At 35.3% G+C, this 16,123-nt stretch carries 10 protein-coding genes; 3 read left to right on the forward strand and 7 right to left on the reverse strand.

Going from position 1 to position 16,123, the window contains the following annotated elements:
• Positions 1 to 331: 331 nt before the first annotated feature.
• From ACIQ2Z_RS02870 to ACIQ2Z_RS02885, 4 genes are all read right to left on the reverse strand, one after another.
• Entirely contained in the window at positions 332 to 2,611 is a 2,280-nt protein-coding gene (locus ACIQ2Z_RS02870) for a penicillin-binding protein 1A (protein ID WP_396182661.1), read from the reverse strand.
• An 8-nt stretch (positions 2,612 to 2,619) separates the two neighbouring features.
• The gene (locus ACIQ2Z_RS02875; RefSeq protein ID WP_396182662.1) at positions 2,620 to 3,105 is read right to left on the reverse strand and encodes a gliding motility lipoprotein GldH; all 486 of its coding nucleotides are present in this window, start codon (positions 3,103 to 3,105) and stop codon (positions 2,620 to 2,622) included.
• Positions 3,089 to 4,267: a stage 0 sporulation family protein gene (locus ACIQ2Z_RS02880; protein WP_396182663.1), complete on the reverse strand. Its 1,179-nt coding sequence runs from the start codon at positions 4,265 to 4,267 to the stop codon at positions 3,089 to 3,091. Before ACIQ2Z_RS02880 ends, ACIQ2Z_RS02875 begins: the two co-directional genes overlap by 17 nt.
• A 183-nt stretch (positions 4,268 to 4,450) precedes the next feature.
• Positions 4,451 to 5,809, reverse strand: coding sequence for a rhodanese-related sulfurtransferase (locus tag ACIQ2Z_RS02885; RefSeq protein ID WP_396182664.1), 1,359 nt, complete (start codon positions 5,807 to 5,809; stop codon positions 4,451 to 4,453).
• A gap of 421 nt (positions 5,810 to 6,230) precedes the next feature.
• On the opposite strand from ACIQ2Z_RS02885, the gene ACIQ2Z_RS02890 reads away from it, so the two are divergent.
• Genes ACIQ2Z_RS02890 through ACIQ2Z_RS02900 form a run of 3 tightly spaced genes read left to right on the forward strand, consistent with a single transcriptional unit; the run spans position 6,231 to position 11,944 of the window.
• Positions 6,231 to 7,397 carry an efflux RND transporter periplasmic adaptor subunit gene (locus tag ACIQ2Z_RS02890; protein WP_396182665.1) on the forward strand — a complete coding sequence of 389 codons (1,167 nt, stop codon included), beginning with the start codon at positions 6,231 to 6,233 and terminating at the stop codon, positions 7,395 to 7,397.
• 16 nt (positions 7,398 to 7,413) lie between these two features.
• On the forward strand, positions 7,414 to 10,584 hold the full coding sequence (locus tag ACIQ2Z_RS02895) for an efflux RND transporter permease subunit (RefSeq protein WP_396182666.1): 3,171 nt from the start codon (positions 7,414 to 7,416) through the stop codon (positions 10,582 to 10,584).
• Positions 10,577 to 11,944, forward strand: a complete 1,368-nt coding sequence (locus tag ACIQ2Z_RS02900; protein WP_396182667.1) for an efflux transporter outer membrane subunit — start codon at positions 10,577 to 10,579, stop codon at positions 11,942 to 11,944. The genes ACIQ2Z_RS02895 and ACIQ2Z_RS02900 overlap by 8 nt, the downstream gene beginning before the upstream one ends.
• Before the next feature lie 54 nt (positions 11,945 to 11,998).
• Here ACIQ2Z_RS02900 and ACIQ2Z_RS02905 read toward each other — a convergent pair whose 3' ends face one another.
• The 3 genes from ACIQ2Z_RS02905 to ACIQ2Z_RS02915 form a co-directional block, all read right to left on the reverse strand.
• Positions 11,999 to 12,409 carry a BrxA/BrxB family bacilliredoxin gene (locus ACIQ2Z_RS02905; RefSeq protein ID WP_396182668.1) on the reverse strand — a complete coding sequence of 137 codons (411 nt, stop codon included), beginning with the start codon at positions 12,407 to 12,409 and terminating at the stop codon, positions 11,999 to 12,001.
• 99 nt (positions 12,410 to 12,508) lie between these two features.
• Positions 12,509 to 13,633, reverse strand: coding sequence for an ATP-binding protein (locus ACIQ2Z_RS02910; protein ID WP_396182669.1), 1,125 nt, complete (start codon positions 13,631 to 13,633; stop codon positions 12,509 to 12,511).
• Between the two features lie 127 nt (positions 13,634 to 13,760).
• Entirely contained in the window at positions 13,761 to 16,061 is a 2,301-nt protein-coding gene (locus ACIQ2Z_RS02915) for a TonB-dependent receptor domain-containing protein (protein ID WP_396182670.1), read from the reverse strand.
• Between the last annotated feature and the right edge of the window lie 62 nt (positions 16,062 to 16,123).

The raw sequence follows: 16,123 nt of genomic DNA on the forward strand, positions 1-16,123 counted from the left end.
TATTCTGGTTTTTTGATGATTAAGCTTAGGGCCAAAATGTGTGCCGTTTTCTAAGAAATCATCTTCTTTTTGGCAACTCTGAAAATAAACCAAAAAGCACATTAGAGTAAAAATACTCAAAAATTTCAACTTGTGTTTCATATAAAAAGATTTAAAATTAGAAACTTAAGATTTACGTTCTAATTTCAAAGGAGAAAAGTAGTTTTTGGAAAATTAAGTAAGTTACACTTGCTTAACTGAATCAAAGTTGAAAAAAAAAAAAAATGGAAAACAAAAAAGTTTGTTAATATTTAACAAACTTTTAACAAATAAACCTTTATGGTTTTATCATTTAAAAATTAAATTCATCCACTTCCTGATCAAAGTCTAAAGTGTCTTTAACGGGTTTCCAACAATCTACTTTTATGGAAATATTTTTAGGTCTATCAAAAGCTTCTTTAGAAACATTGAGTTTGTCATCTTTGTAGCATTTATCCATATAAAGCCCCCAAATAGGGAGAGCCATAGTTGCTCCTTGTCCCATAGCTGTACTTCTAAATCGAGCGGCACGGTCTTCGCAGCCTACCCAAACACCGGTACAAAGATTTGGTACAAACCCCATGAACCAACCATCTGAGTTGTTTTGAGTAGTACCGGTTTTTCCTGCAATTGGGTTGGTAAACTGATAATTATATTTTGTAAAACCGGCACCGCCCGAACGCAATCTGGTTCCGGTTCCATCTTCAGTTACTCCTTCCATTAACTTAATTACAGCATAAGCAATATCTTGATTTAAAACATCATGTGTTTCAGGAATTGATTCAAAAATGAGATTTCCATTTTTATCTTCAATGCGGGTAATAAGTTGAGGTTTGATATAAATCCCTTTGTTGGCAAAAGTACTGAAAGCAGCAACCATATCCTGAACGGTTATTTCAACAGCTCCAAGGCAAATGGCAGGTTGTTCGGGAATTTCTGTTGTAACACCTAGTTTATGAGTCAAATCAATTACTGCTCTTGGTCCGGTTCGGTCTATTAATTTCGCTGAAACAGTATTGATTGAGTTGGCTAACGCTTTTTTCAAATTAATCATACCTCGGTATTTTCCGTCTGAATTTCTAGGTGTCCAACTTTCAGTAACATTATGTCTGCCTCTAGGAATTGTAAAAGGAGAGTCAATAATAGAATCACATGGCGACATGTTTAATTGTTCAATAGCAGTAGCATAAACAAATGGTTTAAAGGTGGAGCCAACTTGACGGGCACCTTGTCCGGCATGGTCATATTGAAAATGCTTATAATTTATTCCTCCAACCCAAACTTTAACATGACCGGTTTGAGGTTCCAAGGAAATCATTCCTGTTTGTAAAAAATGTTTATAATACCGAATAGAATCCATTGGAGACATAATTGTATCCCGTTCACCTTTCCATGTGAAAATCCGCATATCGGTCTTTACAGAAAATGATTTTATAATTTCTTCCTCGCTTTTTTCCTGAAGTTTCATAAGTCGCCAACGTTCAGATACTTTCATGGCTCGCATTAAAAGTTTGTCTGTTTCATCCTTATTAAGTTTTAAAAACGGAGCGTTTTTGTTATCTTTTTGAGCTTTAAAAAATTCTTTTTGTAGGTTTTTCAAATGTTCATCCACCGCTTCTTCAGCGTGTTTTTGCATGCGGGAATCTATCGTCGTATATATTTTTAAACCGTCATTGTATACATTATATTCTGTTCCATCCGGTTTTTTATTTTCCTTACACCATTTTTTCATGTAATCCCGGAGGTATTCTCTAAAATAAGTTGCAATTCCATCGGTATGACTTTCCGGATTAAAATCTAAAACAACCGGTTTTTTCTCTAAAATAGCTTTCGCTTCCGGCTCTAAAAAGTTATTTCGAACCATTTGAGCCAATACCGTATTCCTTCGGTCAAACACTAATTGTTTTCTTTTTTCACGAACCGGATTATATAAAGAAGGATTTTTAAGCATTCCAATTAAAAGAGCACCTTCTTCAATAGTTAAATCTCTCGGTTCTTTACCAAAATATACTTTTGCAGCTGAACGTATTCCTACGGCAGTATTCACAAAATCAGCTCGGTTTAAATACAAAGCAATGATTTCATTTTTAGTATATTGGCGTTCTAATTTGGTTGCAATAATCCATTCTTTTACTTTTTGCACCATTCTGAAAAGAATGAATCGGGAACCTTCTCCGTGAAACAAAAGTTTGGCTAATTGTTGTGAAATAGTACTTGCTCCACCATCGGCTCCTAATTTTACTGCTGCTCCAAAAGTTCTCTTGGCATCGATTCCTGAATGTTCATAAAAACGTTCGTCTTCAGTTGAAATTAAAGCGTCAACCAAATGTTTTGGCAAGTCTTCAAATTTTACAGGCGAGCGATTTTCTCGATAAAATTTTCCTAAAATAACACCGTCAGAAGCTATAATTTCCGTAGCAAGGTTTGAATCAGGATTTTCTAATTCATCGAAACTTGGCATCGAACCAAACAAACCAAAATTGGCAAAAACAAAAAACAAAAACACACCACCTAATCCTAAAAAAAAGATTTTCCAGAATTTTTTTTGATAATAAGCAATATCTTTTACGCCGGTATATTTTTTTTGAGCCATAGTATTCTTTATTCTTGTTTTTCTATTCTAAATCCAACTTCTGTTATGCCGTCTAATTTTTCAATACCTTCAATTTTTCCGGATTGTCTGACCGCTTGTTGAATGGTAACTTTATATTGACCTGAATTTTTAAACACAAAATTTTCTTTATAAAACAATTTATTTTCTTTGGTATCTGATAAACCTTCCCCTAAAAGTGTTCCATCCGGTTTGGCCATTTTATATTCAAGAGTGTCAACCAACGTTTTTTTAGAAGGATGTTCCATTTCAACAATCAAAAATAAATTATTAAAAGGATAATTTTTATTGTTTCGTATATTGATAAAAAGATTTTGCTTCTTTAAGGTGTCTTTTTGCTCAAAAGTAAAAGAAACAATACTGTCTTTGTGCCAATTTTGACCTACAGTTTTGTATTCATCAAAAACCCGTTTCTTATCACAAGAAACCAGAAACAAAAATAGGACAACTAGAAAAAAACTATTTTTTAGAGTCATTTCTAATGAAATTATTAGGTTTTCTTTTCTTATTATTGTTGTTATTATTGTTTTTCTTTTTCTTGGGCTGATCAAAACGTGTTAAACTCTCTTGGCCCATCGCATTATTGAAATCTTGTTTTGGTTCCTGAACAATTTCAAGAGCAAAGTCTTCTAAGGAAGCTACTCTTCTTTTTTGTTTGTTTTCGGCTACTATTTCTTTAATTTGCTCTACATGTAACACGTGCCAATTAGCAATATTATCGGCATAAGCATACCACATCAACCCTTTAAAAATATCTTGTTTTTGGCAATAGGCAACTCCTTTTTCCGTTTCCAGTTTTGTTTCAAAATCAGGAAAATCTTTTAACGCATCCATATACGTATCCAACTCATAATTTAAACAACATTTGAGTTTTCCACATTGACCTGCTAATTTTTGAGGATTTAGCGAAAGTTGTTGATAACGTGCGGCAGAAGTATTTACACTTCTAAAATCAGTTAACCAAGTGGAACAACACAATTCTCTACCACAAGAACCAATTCCTCCTAAACGAGCGGCTTCCTGACGGAAACCCACTTGTTTCATTTCAATTCTAGCCTTAAATGTTTGAGCATATTCTTTGATTAATTGACGAAAATCGACACGATCTTCTGCAGTATAATAAAAGGTTGCTTTTGAACCATCACCTTGGTATTCAATATCAGAAATTTTCATTTCAAGTTTTAAATGAATTGCAATTTCACGAGCTTTCACTTTCATCGGCTCCTCTTTCGATTGCATATCTTTCCAGATATCAATATCTTTTTGAGATGCTTTTCGATACACTTTTGTGATTTCAGAACTAGTGTGATTAACCCCTTTTTTCTTCATTTGGATTTTTACCAATTCACCAGTAAGCGTCACAATCCCAATGTCATGACCTGGTGAAGCTTCGGTAGCCACCACATCGCCAATGTTTAAGGTAAGTTTTTCAGTATTTCTAAAAAACTCTTTTCGTCCGTTCTTAAAACGAATTTCGACACAATCAAACGGCTCTTGTCCGTTAGGCAAACTCATGTTAGAAAGCCAATCGAAAACCGTTAATTTGTTGCAGCTATCGGTGCCGCAAGTCCCTTTATTTTGACATCCTTTGGGAGCTCCTCCATCTTTACTCCCGGTAGAACAGTTTGTACAAGCCATAATTTAATTATATATATTTATCACTCCTAAAAAAATAAGGAACTACTAGTCATCAAACGTTAAGTGTGTAAAGATAGTATTTTTTTTATAGATGTATAAACTGCTTTTATTTCTCTAATCAAAAAAGAAAAGCCTATTTTATGAATGAAAAATAGGCTTTTGCAGCTGTGATTTATAAAATTATCAATGTATAATTTTAAACAACTTATCTGATAAGCGAGTTCTGAACGGAACAGCAAAAGTTAATTTGTCACCTGATTTTGCAATAGTACCTGCTTTGCCATTAATAAAAATATTTTCTAGAATTAGCTCTTGATTTCCAGTAGTTGGCCCAGAAATTAAAACGGTATCACCAGATTTTATTTCTTGACTTTCAATTAAGAACAAACCCACTTGTGCTTTTGTGTAATAGTGCTGTGCTTTGCCTACCATTATTTTTTTGCGTTTGATACGTTCGCGGATGGGTTTTGGCTTTTCAGCTATAGCTAGGGATTCATCGCTCAATAAACCGGAATGTTTGAATTTTAATGCATCTGATTTACCTTTTTTGAAAACCATGTTTCCTTTTTGAATGCCTTTTCGCAGTTTCACTTGTTCCGCTAAGGGCAAATGAATGATTTCCTGACATTCAGTTGAACAACAATTATCCATTTTATCTTTGCATTCATCGCATTGTATGAATAATAAATGACAACCATCGTTTACACAATTGGTGTGATTATCGCATGGTTTGCCACATTGATGACATTGTGATACGATATCATTGGTGATTCGTTCTCCCAATCGATGATCGAAAACGAAATTTTTACCAATGAATTTACTTGGCAAACCTTCATGTTCAATTTGACGGGCATATTCAATAATTCCGCCTTCCAGTTGGTACACATTTTTGAAACCTTTATGCTTAAAAAAAGCACTTGCTTTTTCGCATCGAATTCCTCCGGTGCAATACATCAATAGGTTTTTATCTTCTTTGAAGTCTTTTAGTTGTTCTTCGATGATGGGCAACGATTCTCGAAAGGTGTCCACATCCGGAGTAATAGCTCCTTTAAAATGACCAATTTCACTTTCGTAATGGTTTCTAAAATCAACTACAATGGTGTTTGGATCTTCCAAAAGTTGATTGAATTCTTTTGCTTTTAAGTGAATTCCTTTATTAGTGACATCAAAAGTAGAATCGTCAAGACCATCCGCGACAATTTTATGTCTGACTTTAATCGTTAATTTTAAAAAGGAATGATCGTCGTGTTCTCGAGCAATATTCAATCGAATACCTTGCATAAAATCATATTTTTCAATGGTGTCTTTGAAAGAATAAAAGTTGTCTGCCGGTAATGAAAGTTGAGCATTGATGCCTTCGTTGGCAACATAAATTCTACCCAAGACATCCAACGGATTCCAAGCTAAAAACAAATCGTCTCTAAATTTTTTAGGGTCTTCAATTTTGGAGTAAGCATAGAAAGACAACGTCAATCGTTGTTTGCCGGCTTGGTCAATAAGTTCGGCTCTTTCCTCTGCTCGCATAGTGTTATACAGTTGCATGCTATAAACAGTTTTGGTTCAGTCAGAGACGTAACATGTTACGTCTTTACAAAATTTTTAAGAACTCTAAATGGAAGAATTCGTTTGCAAAGGTAAATTTTTTAGTTCAGGTAACAAAATTACTTTGCTTTTGGCTGCTTAAAGAAAGATAATTTTGTCCACACACATTGAACTGTTGAGAAAAGTTGCCGAGTAGGCAAAAGCGATGATAGAGCTTGACTTAAAACTAATTATTTAGGAAAATACTTTAATTTAAAAAATGAGATCATGGTAAAAAGCGGTATAAATTTACTCTTATGGAAAAATTTGGATAAAGTCTTATAAAATTCATTATTTAAATTACATAATTACTACTAAATTATCAGCTTAATTTTTTGGTTTTATTTAACTTATGAATACTTTTACAAAAAAAAAACTCACTATGAAGGTGTCATTTAACTCAAATAAATTGCTTATTCAATTTATCCTCTTAACGTCTCTTCTTTCTTGTAAAAAGGAAATTGCTCCGGAAGCTAAACCTTTAGAAATAGGAATTATTGAAGTCTTGCAGCAAGACGTACGATTGGAGTCAGAATATACTGGACAAACTTTTGGTCAATCAGATATTCAAATCAACCCTCGTGTTGATGGAGTAATTGAAAGTTTAAATTTTAAAGAAGGTAGTGTTGTTACAAAAGGAGAATTGCTTTACACCATTGACCCCTTGCAAATTCAAACAAGAGTTAGTCAAGCACAAGGTACTTTGGCAGAATCTCAAGCTAGTTTGTCTAAAACTAAATCTGATTTAGACATGATAGAACCATTAGCTAAAATGAATGCTCTAAGTCAAAGAGAATTAATTGCGGCGAAAGAAGCTTATAATGCTTCAGTAGCAAGAATGAAGGCTTCGACAGCATCATTAGAAAATGCAAAAATAGAATTAAGTTATTGCAGAATTACAGCACCCATTACAGGATTGATAGGAATTTCAAAAGTACGAGTTGGCGATTATGTTCGTCCAGGAGCAATGACAGTTTTAAACACTATTTCAGATTTGGGAGATGTAAGAGTGCGTTTTACAATTAGCGAACAAGAGTACCTGCGCATTTTCAGAGAATATACAAAAGAAAATTCAACATTAAAAGGAATAGGGCAATCAATAACACTTAAATTATCCGATGGCTCAATGTATCCACAAGTAGGTAAAATGAGTTTTGCTGACCGACAAATTGATCCATCAACAGGGGCCATTACTTTTGAAGCTGCTTTCCCAAATCCAGATAAATTACTCCGTCCGGGACAGTATGTTAAAGTTGGAATTGTTACTGATGTACGTAAAGATGCCATTGTAATTCCGCAACGTGCTGTGATTGAAATGCAAGGAATTTATCAAGTATATGTGTTGGCTGCTGATAATAAGGTAGAAATGAGGGTTATAACTCCCGGACCAACCTTCAAAGATGGATATGTGATCGTAGACGGTTTAAAAGCAGGAGATAAAATAGCATTAGGAGGAACTTCGTTATTAAAAAGCGGAAGTCTAATAGTTCCAAAAAAAATAAATTGGCTACCTGGTCAGGATGTAACTAATACAGCACAAATTAAATAATTAAGCCACCTTACTCATGGGAGAATTTTTTGTTCGAAGACCGATTGTAGCCATGGTAATTAGTATCATAATTGTGATACTCGGATTACTTGCATTACAGAAAACACCAGTTTCACAATATCCAGATATAAATCCTCCGGTTGTAAAAATTACAACTCGTTTTACAGGCGCAAATGCACTAAATGTTGAACAAGCTGTTGCTACTCCAATTGAACAAAAAGTAAACGGGGTAGAAAACATGTTGTATATGAAATCTACCAATACATCTGATGGAGCTTGTACAATTGAAGTGACTTTTGATGTGGGCACCAATTTGGATAATGCCAATATGCTTACGCAAAACCGTCAGGCTCAATCTGCACCTTTTATGCCTTCTAGTGTAAAACAACAAGGAGTTGTAGTTAAAAAATCATTGTCTTTTCCAATGATGTTGTTTACCATTACTTCAACCAATCCAAAATTTGATGCTAAATTTTTGAATAACTATGCCAGCATCAACGTAGTCGATCAGTTGGGACGTATAAATGGGGTTGGAGAAGTTTCACTTTTTGGCGGGAGTGATTACTCGATGCGTATTTGGCTCAAACCTGACATCATGTCCAAATTAGGGGTAACAGTTGATGAGGTAAAAAATGCTTTGAATGCTCAAAACATGATTAGTCCCGGAGGAAAATTTGGGTCAGAACCAGCTCCACAAGGGACAGAGTTTACTTATGGAGTTACGCTTCAAGACCGTTTAGTTACTGAAAAACAATTTGGAAATATTGTAGTTCGAAGTAATGACGATGGAGCACAAGTTTTATTGAGTGATATCTCTCGCATTGAATTGGGATCTGAAAACTACAGTTCAAGTGCCAGAAGAAATAGTTCGCCAAGTGCTGTAATAGCTTTGTATCAAATGCCGGGGAGTAATGCTCTTGAGGTTGCAGAAGCCGCAAAAAAAGCGATGAAAGAAATAGCTGAAAAATTCCCTAAAGATATAGAATTTCAAGAATCTTTAGATACAACGCTTGCCATTACTGCCGGTGTTGAAGACATTGTTCATACACTTTTTGAAGCGGTATTGTTAGTAATTCTCGTAGTATTTATTTTTCTTCAAAACTGGCGAGCTACATTAATTCCTTTGATAACCGTACCTATTTCTTTAATTGGAACTATTGCTGTTTTCCCAATGTTGGGATTTTCCATCAATACACTTTCTTTATTGGGGTTAGTTTTGGCGATTGGTATAGTGGTAGATGATGCCATTGTAGTGGTTGAAGCTGTAATGCATCATATCGAAAAAGGTAAAACTCCTCGAGAGGCTACAATTCAGGCAATGAAAGAAGTTTCAGGGCCAGTAATTGCAATTGCTTTAATTTTGATTGCGGTATTTGTTCCCGTGGCAATGACACCCGGAATCACTGGACGATTTTACCAACAGTTTGCGATTACTATTGCAGTTTCTGTTGCTTTCTCCGCATTTAGTGCTTTGTCTTTAAGCCCTGCTTTGTGTGCGATGCTTTTAAAACCCACAAAACCGGTGGAAGAACAAACAGGATGGTTGGCTAAATTTTTTGCTGGTTTCAATAGGATTTTCGAAAAAGTTACCGGCGGATATTTAAAAGGAGCTACTTTTTTTGCAAAGAAATCGATACGGATTGTCGCTTTGCTTGCTGTCGTTTTGCTTGCTGTCACTTTGTTAGGTAAAAAAATTCCAATGGGTTTTATTCCTGAAGAGGATCAAGGATATGCACTGGTTAATATCTCATTACCCCCAGCATCTTCACTCCAACGTACAGATGAAGTTTCAAAACAAGTAGATAGCTTTTTGGCAAATGAAGAATCAATATTGTCTTACACTACAATCAATGGTTTTAGTATGTTAACCGGATCCTACCAAACGAATAGTGCTTTTGTATTTATCTCGTTAAAACCCTGGGAAGAACGTTCTGAAACGGCAAAAGAATTCGTTGATAAATTGAATGCTAAACTTTCAACGCAAATTACTAAAGCAACTGCATTTGCTTTTGGACCGCCTGCCATTCAAGGTTTAGGAGCTTCAGCAGGTTTCAGTTTAATTTTACAGGATAGAGGAGGAAATTCGCCGCAATACCTTTCGCAGCAAACGCAAGCTTTTATTGCAGCTGCTCAAAAGCGTCCTGAAATCGGAAGAATATATACCACTTATAACGCGGGCACACCTCAAATAAAATTAGAGATTGATAATAATAAGGCGATGAAATTGGGTGTTCCAGTTTCAAAAATTACGGATGCTTTAGGTGCGATTTTGGGTGGAACTTATATTAACGACTTTAATCGTTTTGGACGGCAGTATAAAGTGTTTTTGCAAGGCGAAGCTGCCGATCGTGTCAAGCCTGAAAATTTGAATTTGATTTATGTAAAAAATGACAATGGCGATATGTTGCCATTATCGACTTTGGTTACCGCAACAAAAGTTACCGGTCCAGAATTTACAAACCGGGTGAATCTATTTCGTTCAGCCGAAATTGGTGGAGGACCTGCTAAAGGTTATAGCTTCATTCAGGCCCAAGATGCTTTGGAAGAAGTTGCAAAGGAAACTCTTCCGGCTGACATGAGTTACGATTTTATAAATCTTTCTTACCAGATAAAACATTCTCCGGGTGGCAGCTCTGTTTTTTTAATGGCATTGGTATTTGTGTTTTTAATTCTTGCCGCACAATACGAAAGTTGGAAACTACCATTTAGCGTTTTACTTGGAGCCCCTTTTGCCGTGTTTGGAGCATTCTTAGGATTGTTTTTAGCAGGATTAGGCAGCGATGCTTATGTAAATAACGTTTTTGCTCAAATTGGATTGGTATTACTTATTGGTTTGGTTGCTAAAAACGCAATTTTAATTGTTGAGTTTGCCAAGGAAGAATATGAAAAAGGAGTGCCACTTTTTGAAGCTTCGATGGTAGCTGCAAAACTTCGATTCCGACCAATTTTAATGACGGCATTTGCATTTATTCTTGGTGTTGTACCTTTGTTAACTGCAACAGGAGCGGGATCACAAGCTAGGATAGTTATGGGGATGGTGGTGTTTAGTGGAATGTTAATTGCTACTATTTTAGGGGTTTTAGTTGTTCCGGGATTGTTTATAATGATTGAAAAAATCGGAAGTAAGAAGAAGGAAATCAAAGAAGTGGAAAATAATATTGAATCAAATATTTCAAGCCATGAGTAAGCATTTAAGAATACTAACTGTTTTGTTGATTGCAGTATTACTTCCAATTGGTTGTAAAGTTGGACCAAAATATAGTCGCCCGCAGATAGAAAATAATCCACAGAGTTACTCAAATCAAGCTGCTGATGCAAATGTAAATGATTCGGTTGCAAACGTTAAATGGTTTGATATTTTTGACGACCCGGTTTTAAAGGATTTAATTCAAAAAGGACTCGATAATAATTATGACGTTAGAATTGCTTTAGCAAGAATTGAACAATCTAAAGCAGTTTTGGGAATTACCAAAGCTGATTTGTTACCTAATATTGGTTATGTTGGTCAAGTAAATAGCAAACAATCCTTTGAATTTCCTAGTAGTTTAGGTGCTAATTTGTCATGGGAACTAGATTTTTGGGGTAAAATACGCCACGAAACCGGAGCTTTAAGAAGCGAGTTATTGGCCTCAGACGAAGCCAGAAAGGTAGTTGTTGCCAGTTTGGTTTCAGAAATTGCAACCACCTATTTTCAATTAAGAGATTTTGATAATCGTTTAACTATTACCCAAAAAACAATTGAATCCAGAAAAAAATCGGATGAAATTATTGGTCAACGTTTTGAAAAAGGATATGTTTCGCAATTGGATAAAGTGCAAGTGGAACAACAAGTGGCTATTGCTGAAGGTACATTGCAACAAGTTTTACGAACTATTACCGTTTTAGAAAACTCCTTGAACATACTAACCGGTCAAATGCCAGACCCTATTGCACGTGGTAAATGGAATTTTGAGCAGACTGTCAACACACAAATACCCGTAGCTTTGCCTTCCACATTATTGGAAAACAGACCGGATGTTAAGCGTTCCGAATTACAATACATTGCAGCAAACGAACGTATAGGAGTGGCTCAGGCAATGCGTTTTCCATCGTTCAATATTGCTGCTTTTGCAGGATTTGCAAGTCCGGAAATTTCTAAATTATTTGATAGTGGCTCGTATATTCAAAATGTGGGTGGAGGTGTTTTTGGACCTTTGTTTAATTTTGGAAAAAATAAACAACGCGTGGTTTTGAACAAACAGAAAGCGGAGGAGTCTAAATTAAACTACCAGCGATCGGTTTTAAACGCAGTAGCTGAAGTTGAAAATGCCTTGGTTGGTGTTGAAACGTACAACGAAGAATGGAAGGCTGCGACTAGACAAACAGAGGCTGCACGAACGTATTTAAAACTCTCACAAGCTCGATATGACAGTGGTTATGTCTCTTATTTAGAAGTATTGGATGCAGAACGTTCGTTGTTTGATTCTGAATTAAATTTGTCCCGCTTATCTCAAGAAAAATTATCTGCTGTCATGCAGTTGTACAAAGCTCTGGGTGGAGGTTGGTAATAAACAGGTCTATAGAAGTCATAAAAAAACCACCTTTTTCAGGTGGTTTTCTATTTAACAAAATTCGTTGTACGCATCTTTTAAATTTTCGGCAATCATTTCTGCCGGACGACCTTCAATATGGTGGCGTTCCAACATGTGAACCAATTCACCATCTTTAAACAAAGCCATACTTGGCGAAGAAGGCGGAAAAGGGAACATGTGTTGTCTTGCTGCATCTACTGCATCTTTGTCTACACCAGCAAAAACAGTAACCAATTGACTGGGTTTTTTTGTTCCGTCTAAACTCATTTTTGCTCCCGGTCTTGCATTTCTCGCAGCACATCCGCAAACAGAATTCACAACTACTAAAGTTGTTCCTTTTTGTTTTAAAGCAGTTTCCACAGCTTCTGCACTATATAATTCTTGAAAACCAACGTTTGATAATTCGGCTCTCATGGGTTTTATCATTTCTTCTGGATACATATTCTTTTATTTTAAAAAGTTTCAGGTTGCAAAGTTAGTAAGAAATCAATTGTTTAGAACGATTATAATCATAAAGATTTGTTATGATTAAATAAGCAATTATAGCACAAAGTCCAGATAGTTTTCCGGTGTTATAATGTTGATTTCTGCTTCCGGATAATTTGATGTAAAAGTCTTAGTAATCTTGGCATTTTTTTTTGAATTCCATTTGAACTCATAAGCAAATAGTTTTCCGTTTTTCTCTTCTAAATAATCTACCTCCTGTTGTGCTTTTGTTCTCCAAAAAAAGGAATTACAATAGTTTTTATCATAGTGGTTTCTTTTCATTCGTTCAGAAACTAAATAGTTTTCCCATAACATTCCAGTGTCTTGTCTAATAGCAAGTGGCGAGAAGTTATTGATTACTGCATTTCGGATTCCATTATCGTAAAAATATATTTTCCTTGAAAATTTTAATTCATTTCGCAGATTTCTACTAAAACTATTTAGTTTGAAAATAACAAATGATTGTTCCAACAAGTCAACGTATTTTTCAATTGTTTTACTGTCTAGACCTACTAAGGTACCGATTTCATTATAGGACACTTGTGAACCTACTTGGAAAGCTAATGCTTGAAGAAGTTTGATCAGTTTTTCAGGTTTTTTAATGCCGTCAAGCATTAAAATATCTTTAAACAAATAGCTGTCAGCTAAGTTTTTTAATAATTCTGTTTCATCACCTAAATTGTTGACAATGTCCGGATAATATCCAAAAATCATTCGGTGCTGTAATAATCTGTTTTCGTTTAAAAGGCCATGGTGATTTACCAATTCTTTAGTAGAAAACTGGAAAAGTTTAAATTCTAGTTTTCTTCCTGTTAATGGTTCGTTGGTTTTGTTTTTTAGTTCAAAAGCAGAAGAACCTGTGGCAATTATTTTAATTTCCGGATAGTTGTCGTGAATTAGTTTTATTGTCAATCCAATATCTTCGATGCGTTGGGCTTCGTCAATAATAACCGTTTTCTTAGCACCTATAAACGCTCTTAATCCTGCAGAAGTTTGATTTTGCAACATCAATCGAACGTCGCTTTCATCGCCATTCAGCCAAAGAACATCATCATCAGAAGTTAGTAATTTCTTTAGTAAAGTAGTTTTTCCGGTTTGCCTTGCACCAAATAAAAGTATAACTTTATGTTTGATTAAGTTTAACTGTAAGGTTTCTATTAATTCGCGTTGGATACTCATAAAAGGTTGTTTTACAGCACAAAACTAACCAAAAACATTTTTAATTGCAAATAAGTCATGACTTTTACGGATTGAAATCCGCAAAAGTTATGTTTTTTACGGATTCAAATCCGCAAAAGTTATAAAATCACAGCAAATCTGTACCAAACTTTAATCCGATAAAAAACGTTCTGGGTCGTGACGGACCATAAATATAACTCGCATCGCGGTTAACGCCTTTATCAAAATCACTTTGGTAACTGTTTAAAATATTTTGAATGCCGCCACTCAACTGAATTTGAAATTTTTCTTTCACTTCAAAAACGTACGACGATTTGATATTGACTTCAAAAAAATTCTCGGTTTTTTCCAAAGTATCTGTTGGAATGTATCCAGCAAAATGCGGCACGTACATACTTCCCGTATAAACCAATGAAATATTGTTTTGAAAAGCTTTTTTAGGAGAAAAAGTAGTCATCAAATTTCCGTAAACATTTGGTGAACGGAAAAAATTCTGATTTGTGTTTACGCTATTTTCTGTCCATTGAACAGCTTCGTCATATAATGCTTTTTGAAGCGTAGCTCCACCTTGAATCTGCCATTTCTGACCCGGTGCATATTTTGCTTCTAAATTTATTCCAAAAACATCAGCTCCTTTTCCGTTTCTTTTTTCCCAAATGGTTTCCGAAATCTGTTCCAAAACAAATGGATCGTTCAATCGTGTATAAAATGCTTCAAAGGTCAAACCCGCTTCTGAATTAGGTAAAACTTTATTCCAATCTAATGATGTTAAAAACGAATGCGAAGTTTCCGAAACCAAATTATCGGCCAGCTCAACCAGAGCCACTTCGCCTGCCGCAATTCGGGCGTGAATATCTTCCGAAAAGACTTGCGGAGCTCTGAATCCTTTGGCGTAACTGTTTCGCCATTGTAAATTTTCTTTCAGATTGTATAAAATATTTAAACGTGGATTAAAAATGACTGCTTCGTCTGCTGCATTGTGAAAATCGGCACGCAAACCAGCTAATACTTTCAATTTTTCATTGACTTTCCATTCCTCCTGAGCATAAATTCCTAAAATATCCAAGGTTTGATTGACAAAAGCATTGTACCCCGGTTTTGCATCGGTCATGATTTCCTTTTTGTATTCAGAACCAACGGTTAATGTGCCTGTTCCATTTAAAAAAGTATCTTGTTTGCGAATATATTGTCCGCCCCCAATCCATGTTTTAACCTCCGTATTTCCAAAGCCTCTTAAGCTTTCTTCGTTATTGATGTTGCCCAACTCATCATCAATTCTTCCTCCGTAAAAGTTATCATTTTTTGATTGTTGCGTGTTGAAATAGAAGGCATATTTGTTTTTTTCATTTTCCGAATAGCTTTCATAAGTTAAGCCGCCCCCAGTCATTTTTGATGTAATTTGTTCAGTCGTATACGCTTCAAAAGGTTGCCTATCAAAGTAATTTTCGCCACCTCTTCTAAATTCATAGATGGTATGAAATTCTGCAGTTATTTTACTTCGAACAAAGGGACGGTAAAACGTTTTAAATCCAAATGTTTGATTTTCCATCAAAGGAACTTCGGTGAAATTATCATCATTCGCATCAAATTGTGTCCGGTCTCGAAGCATTCCAAAAATTTGCATACCTAAATTTAAATCGTCGCTTAAAACAGTTCCGTTTAAAGTAATAGCTTTGTCGGGGGAAGTTCCACCAATTAAACCATAGTGCGTATTAATTTCAAACGAATCAGCAATCGGGTCTTTTGTAATAATATTAATGGTTCCGGCAATGGCATTGGAGCCATATAAAGAGGACCCGCCACCACGAACTACCTCAATACGTTCAATCATATTGGTTGGAATCTGATCTAAGCCATAAACACCGTTTAATGCTGAAAAAATTGGACGACTATCCATCAAAATTTGTGAATAAGCTCCATCTAAACCATTCATTCGAACTTGCGAAAATCCGCAATTCTGACAATTGGTTTCCATTCGCAATCCCGGTTGAAAACTCAAACCTTCAGACAAACTAATGGCTTGCGATTTTTGTAACACTTCGGAGTTGGTAACCGTTACAATCACCGGTGCTTCGGTTCTTTTTTGCAAACCTCTGGTGGCAGAAACTACGACTTGGTTTAATCCAAAAACACTTTCTTCCAGATTAAAATCTAAATGTATCTTGCCGTTTTCCGGGACATTTATATTTTTCTCCTGTGTTTTAAAACCAATCGCTTGAACAATTATTGTTTGCTTTCCTGCGGGAACATTGATCGAAAAGTTTCCGTTTTCATCGGAAGTTGTTCCGGTTGTCGAGTTTTTCAAAACAACACTCACAAAGGGAACGGGTTGGCCATCTGCTAAAATGTGACCTACAACCAACCCTTTTTCTTGAGCAATAGAGCTAAAAAAGAATGCTAAAAGAAAAGGCAGAATAATTTTTTTCATAGAGAAAAATAATTTTTAGACAAAACTAACAATTATTTTACACAAATAAAATAATATATCTT

Source organism: Flavobacterium sp. (genome assembly GCF_044361015.1).
In the GTDB taxonomy this organism is placed as follows: Bacteria; Bacteroidota; Bacteroidia; order Flavobacteriales; family Flavobacteriaceae; genus Flavobacterium.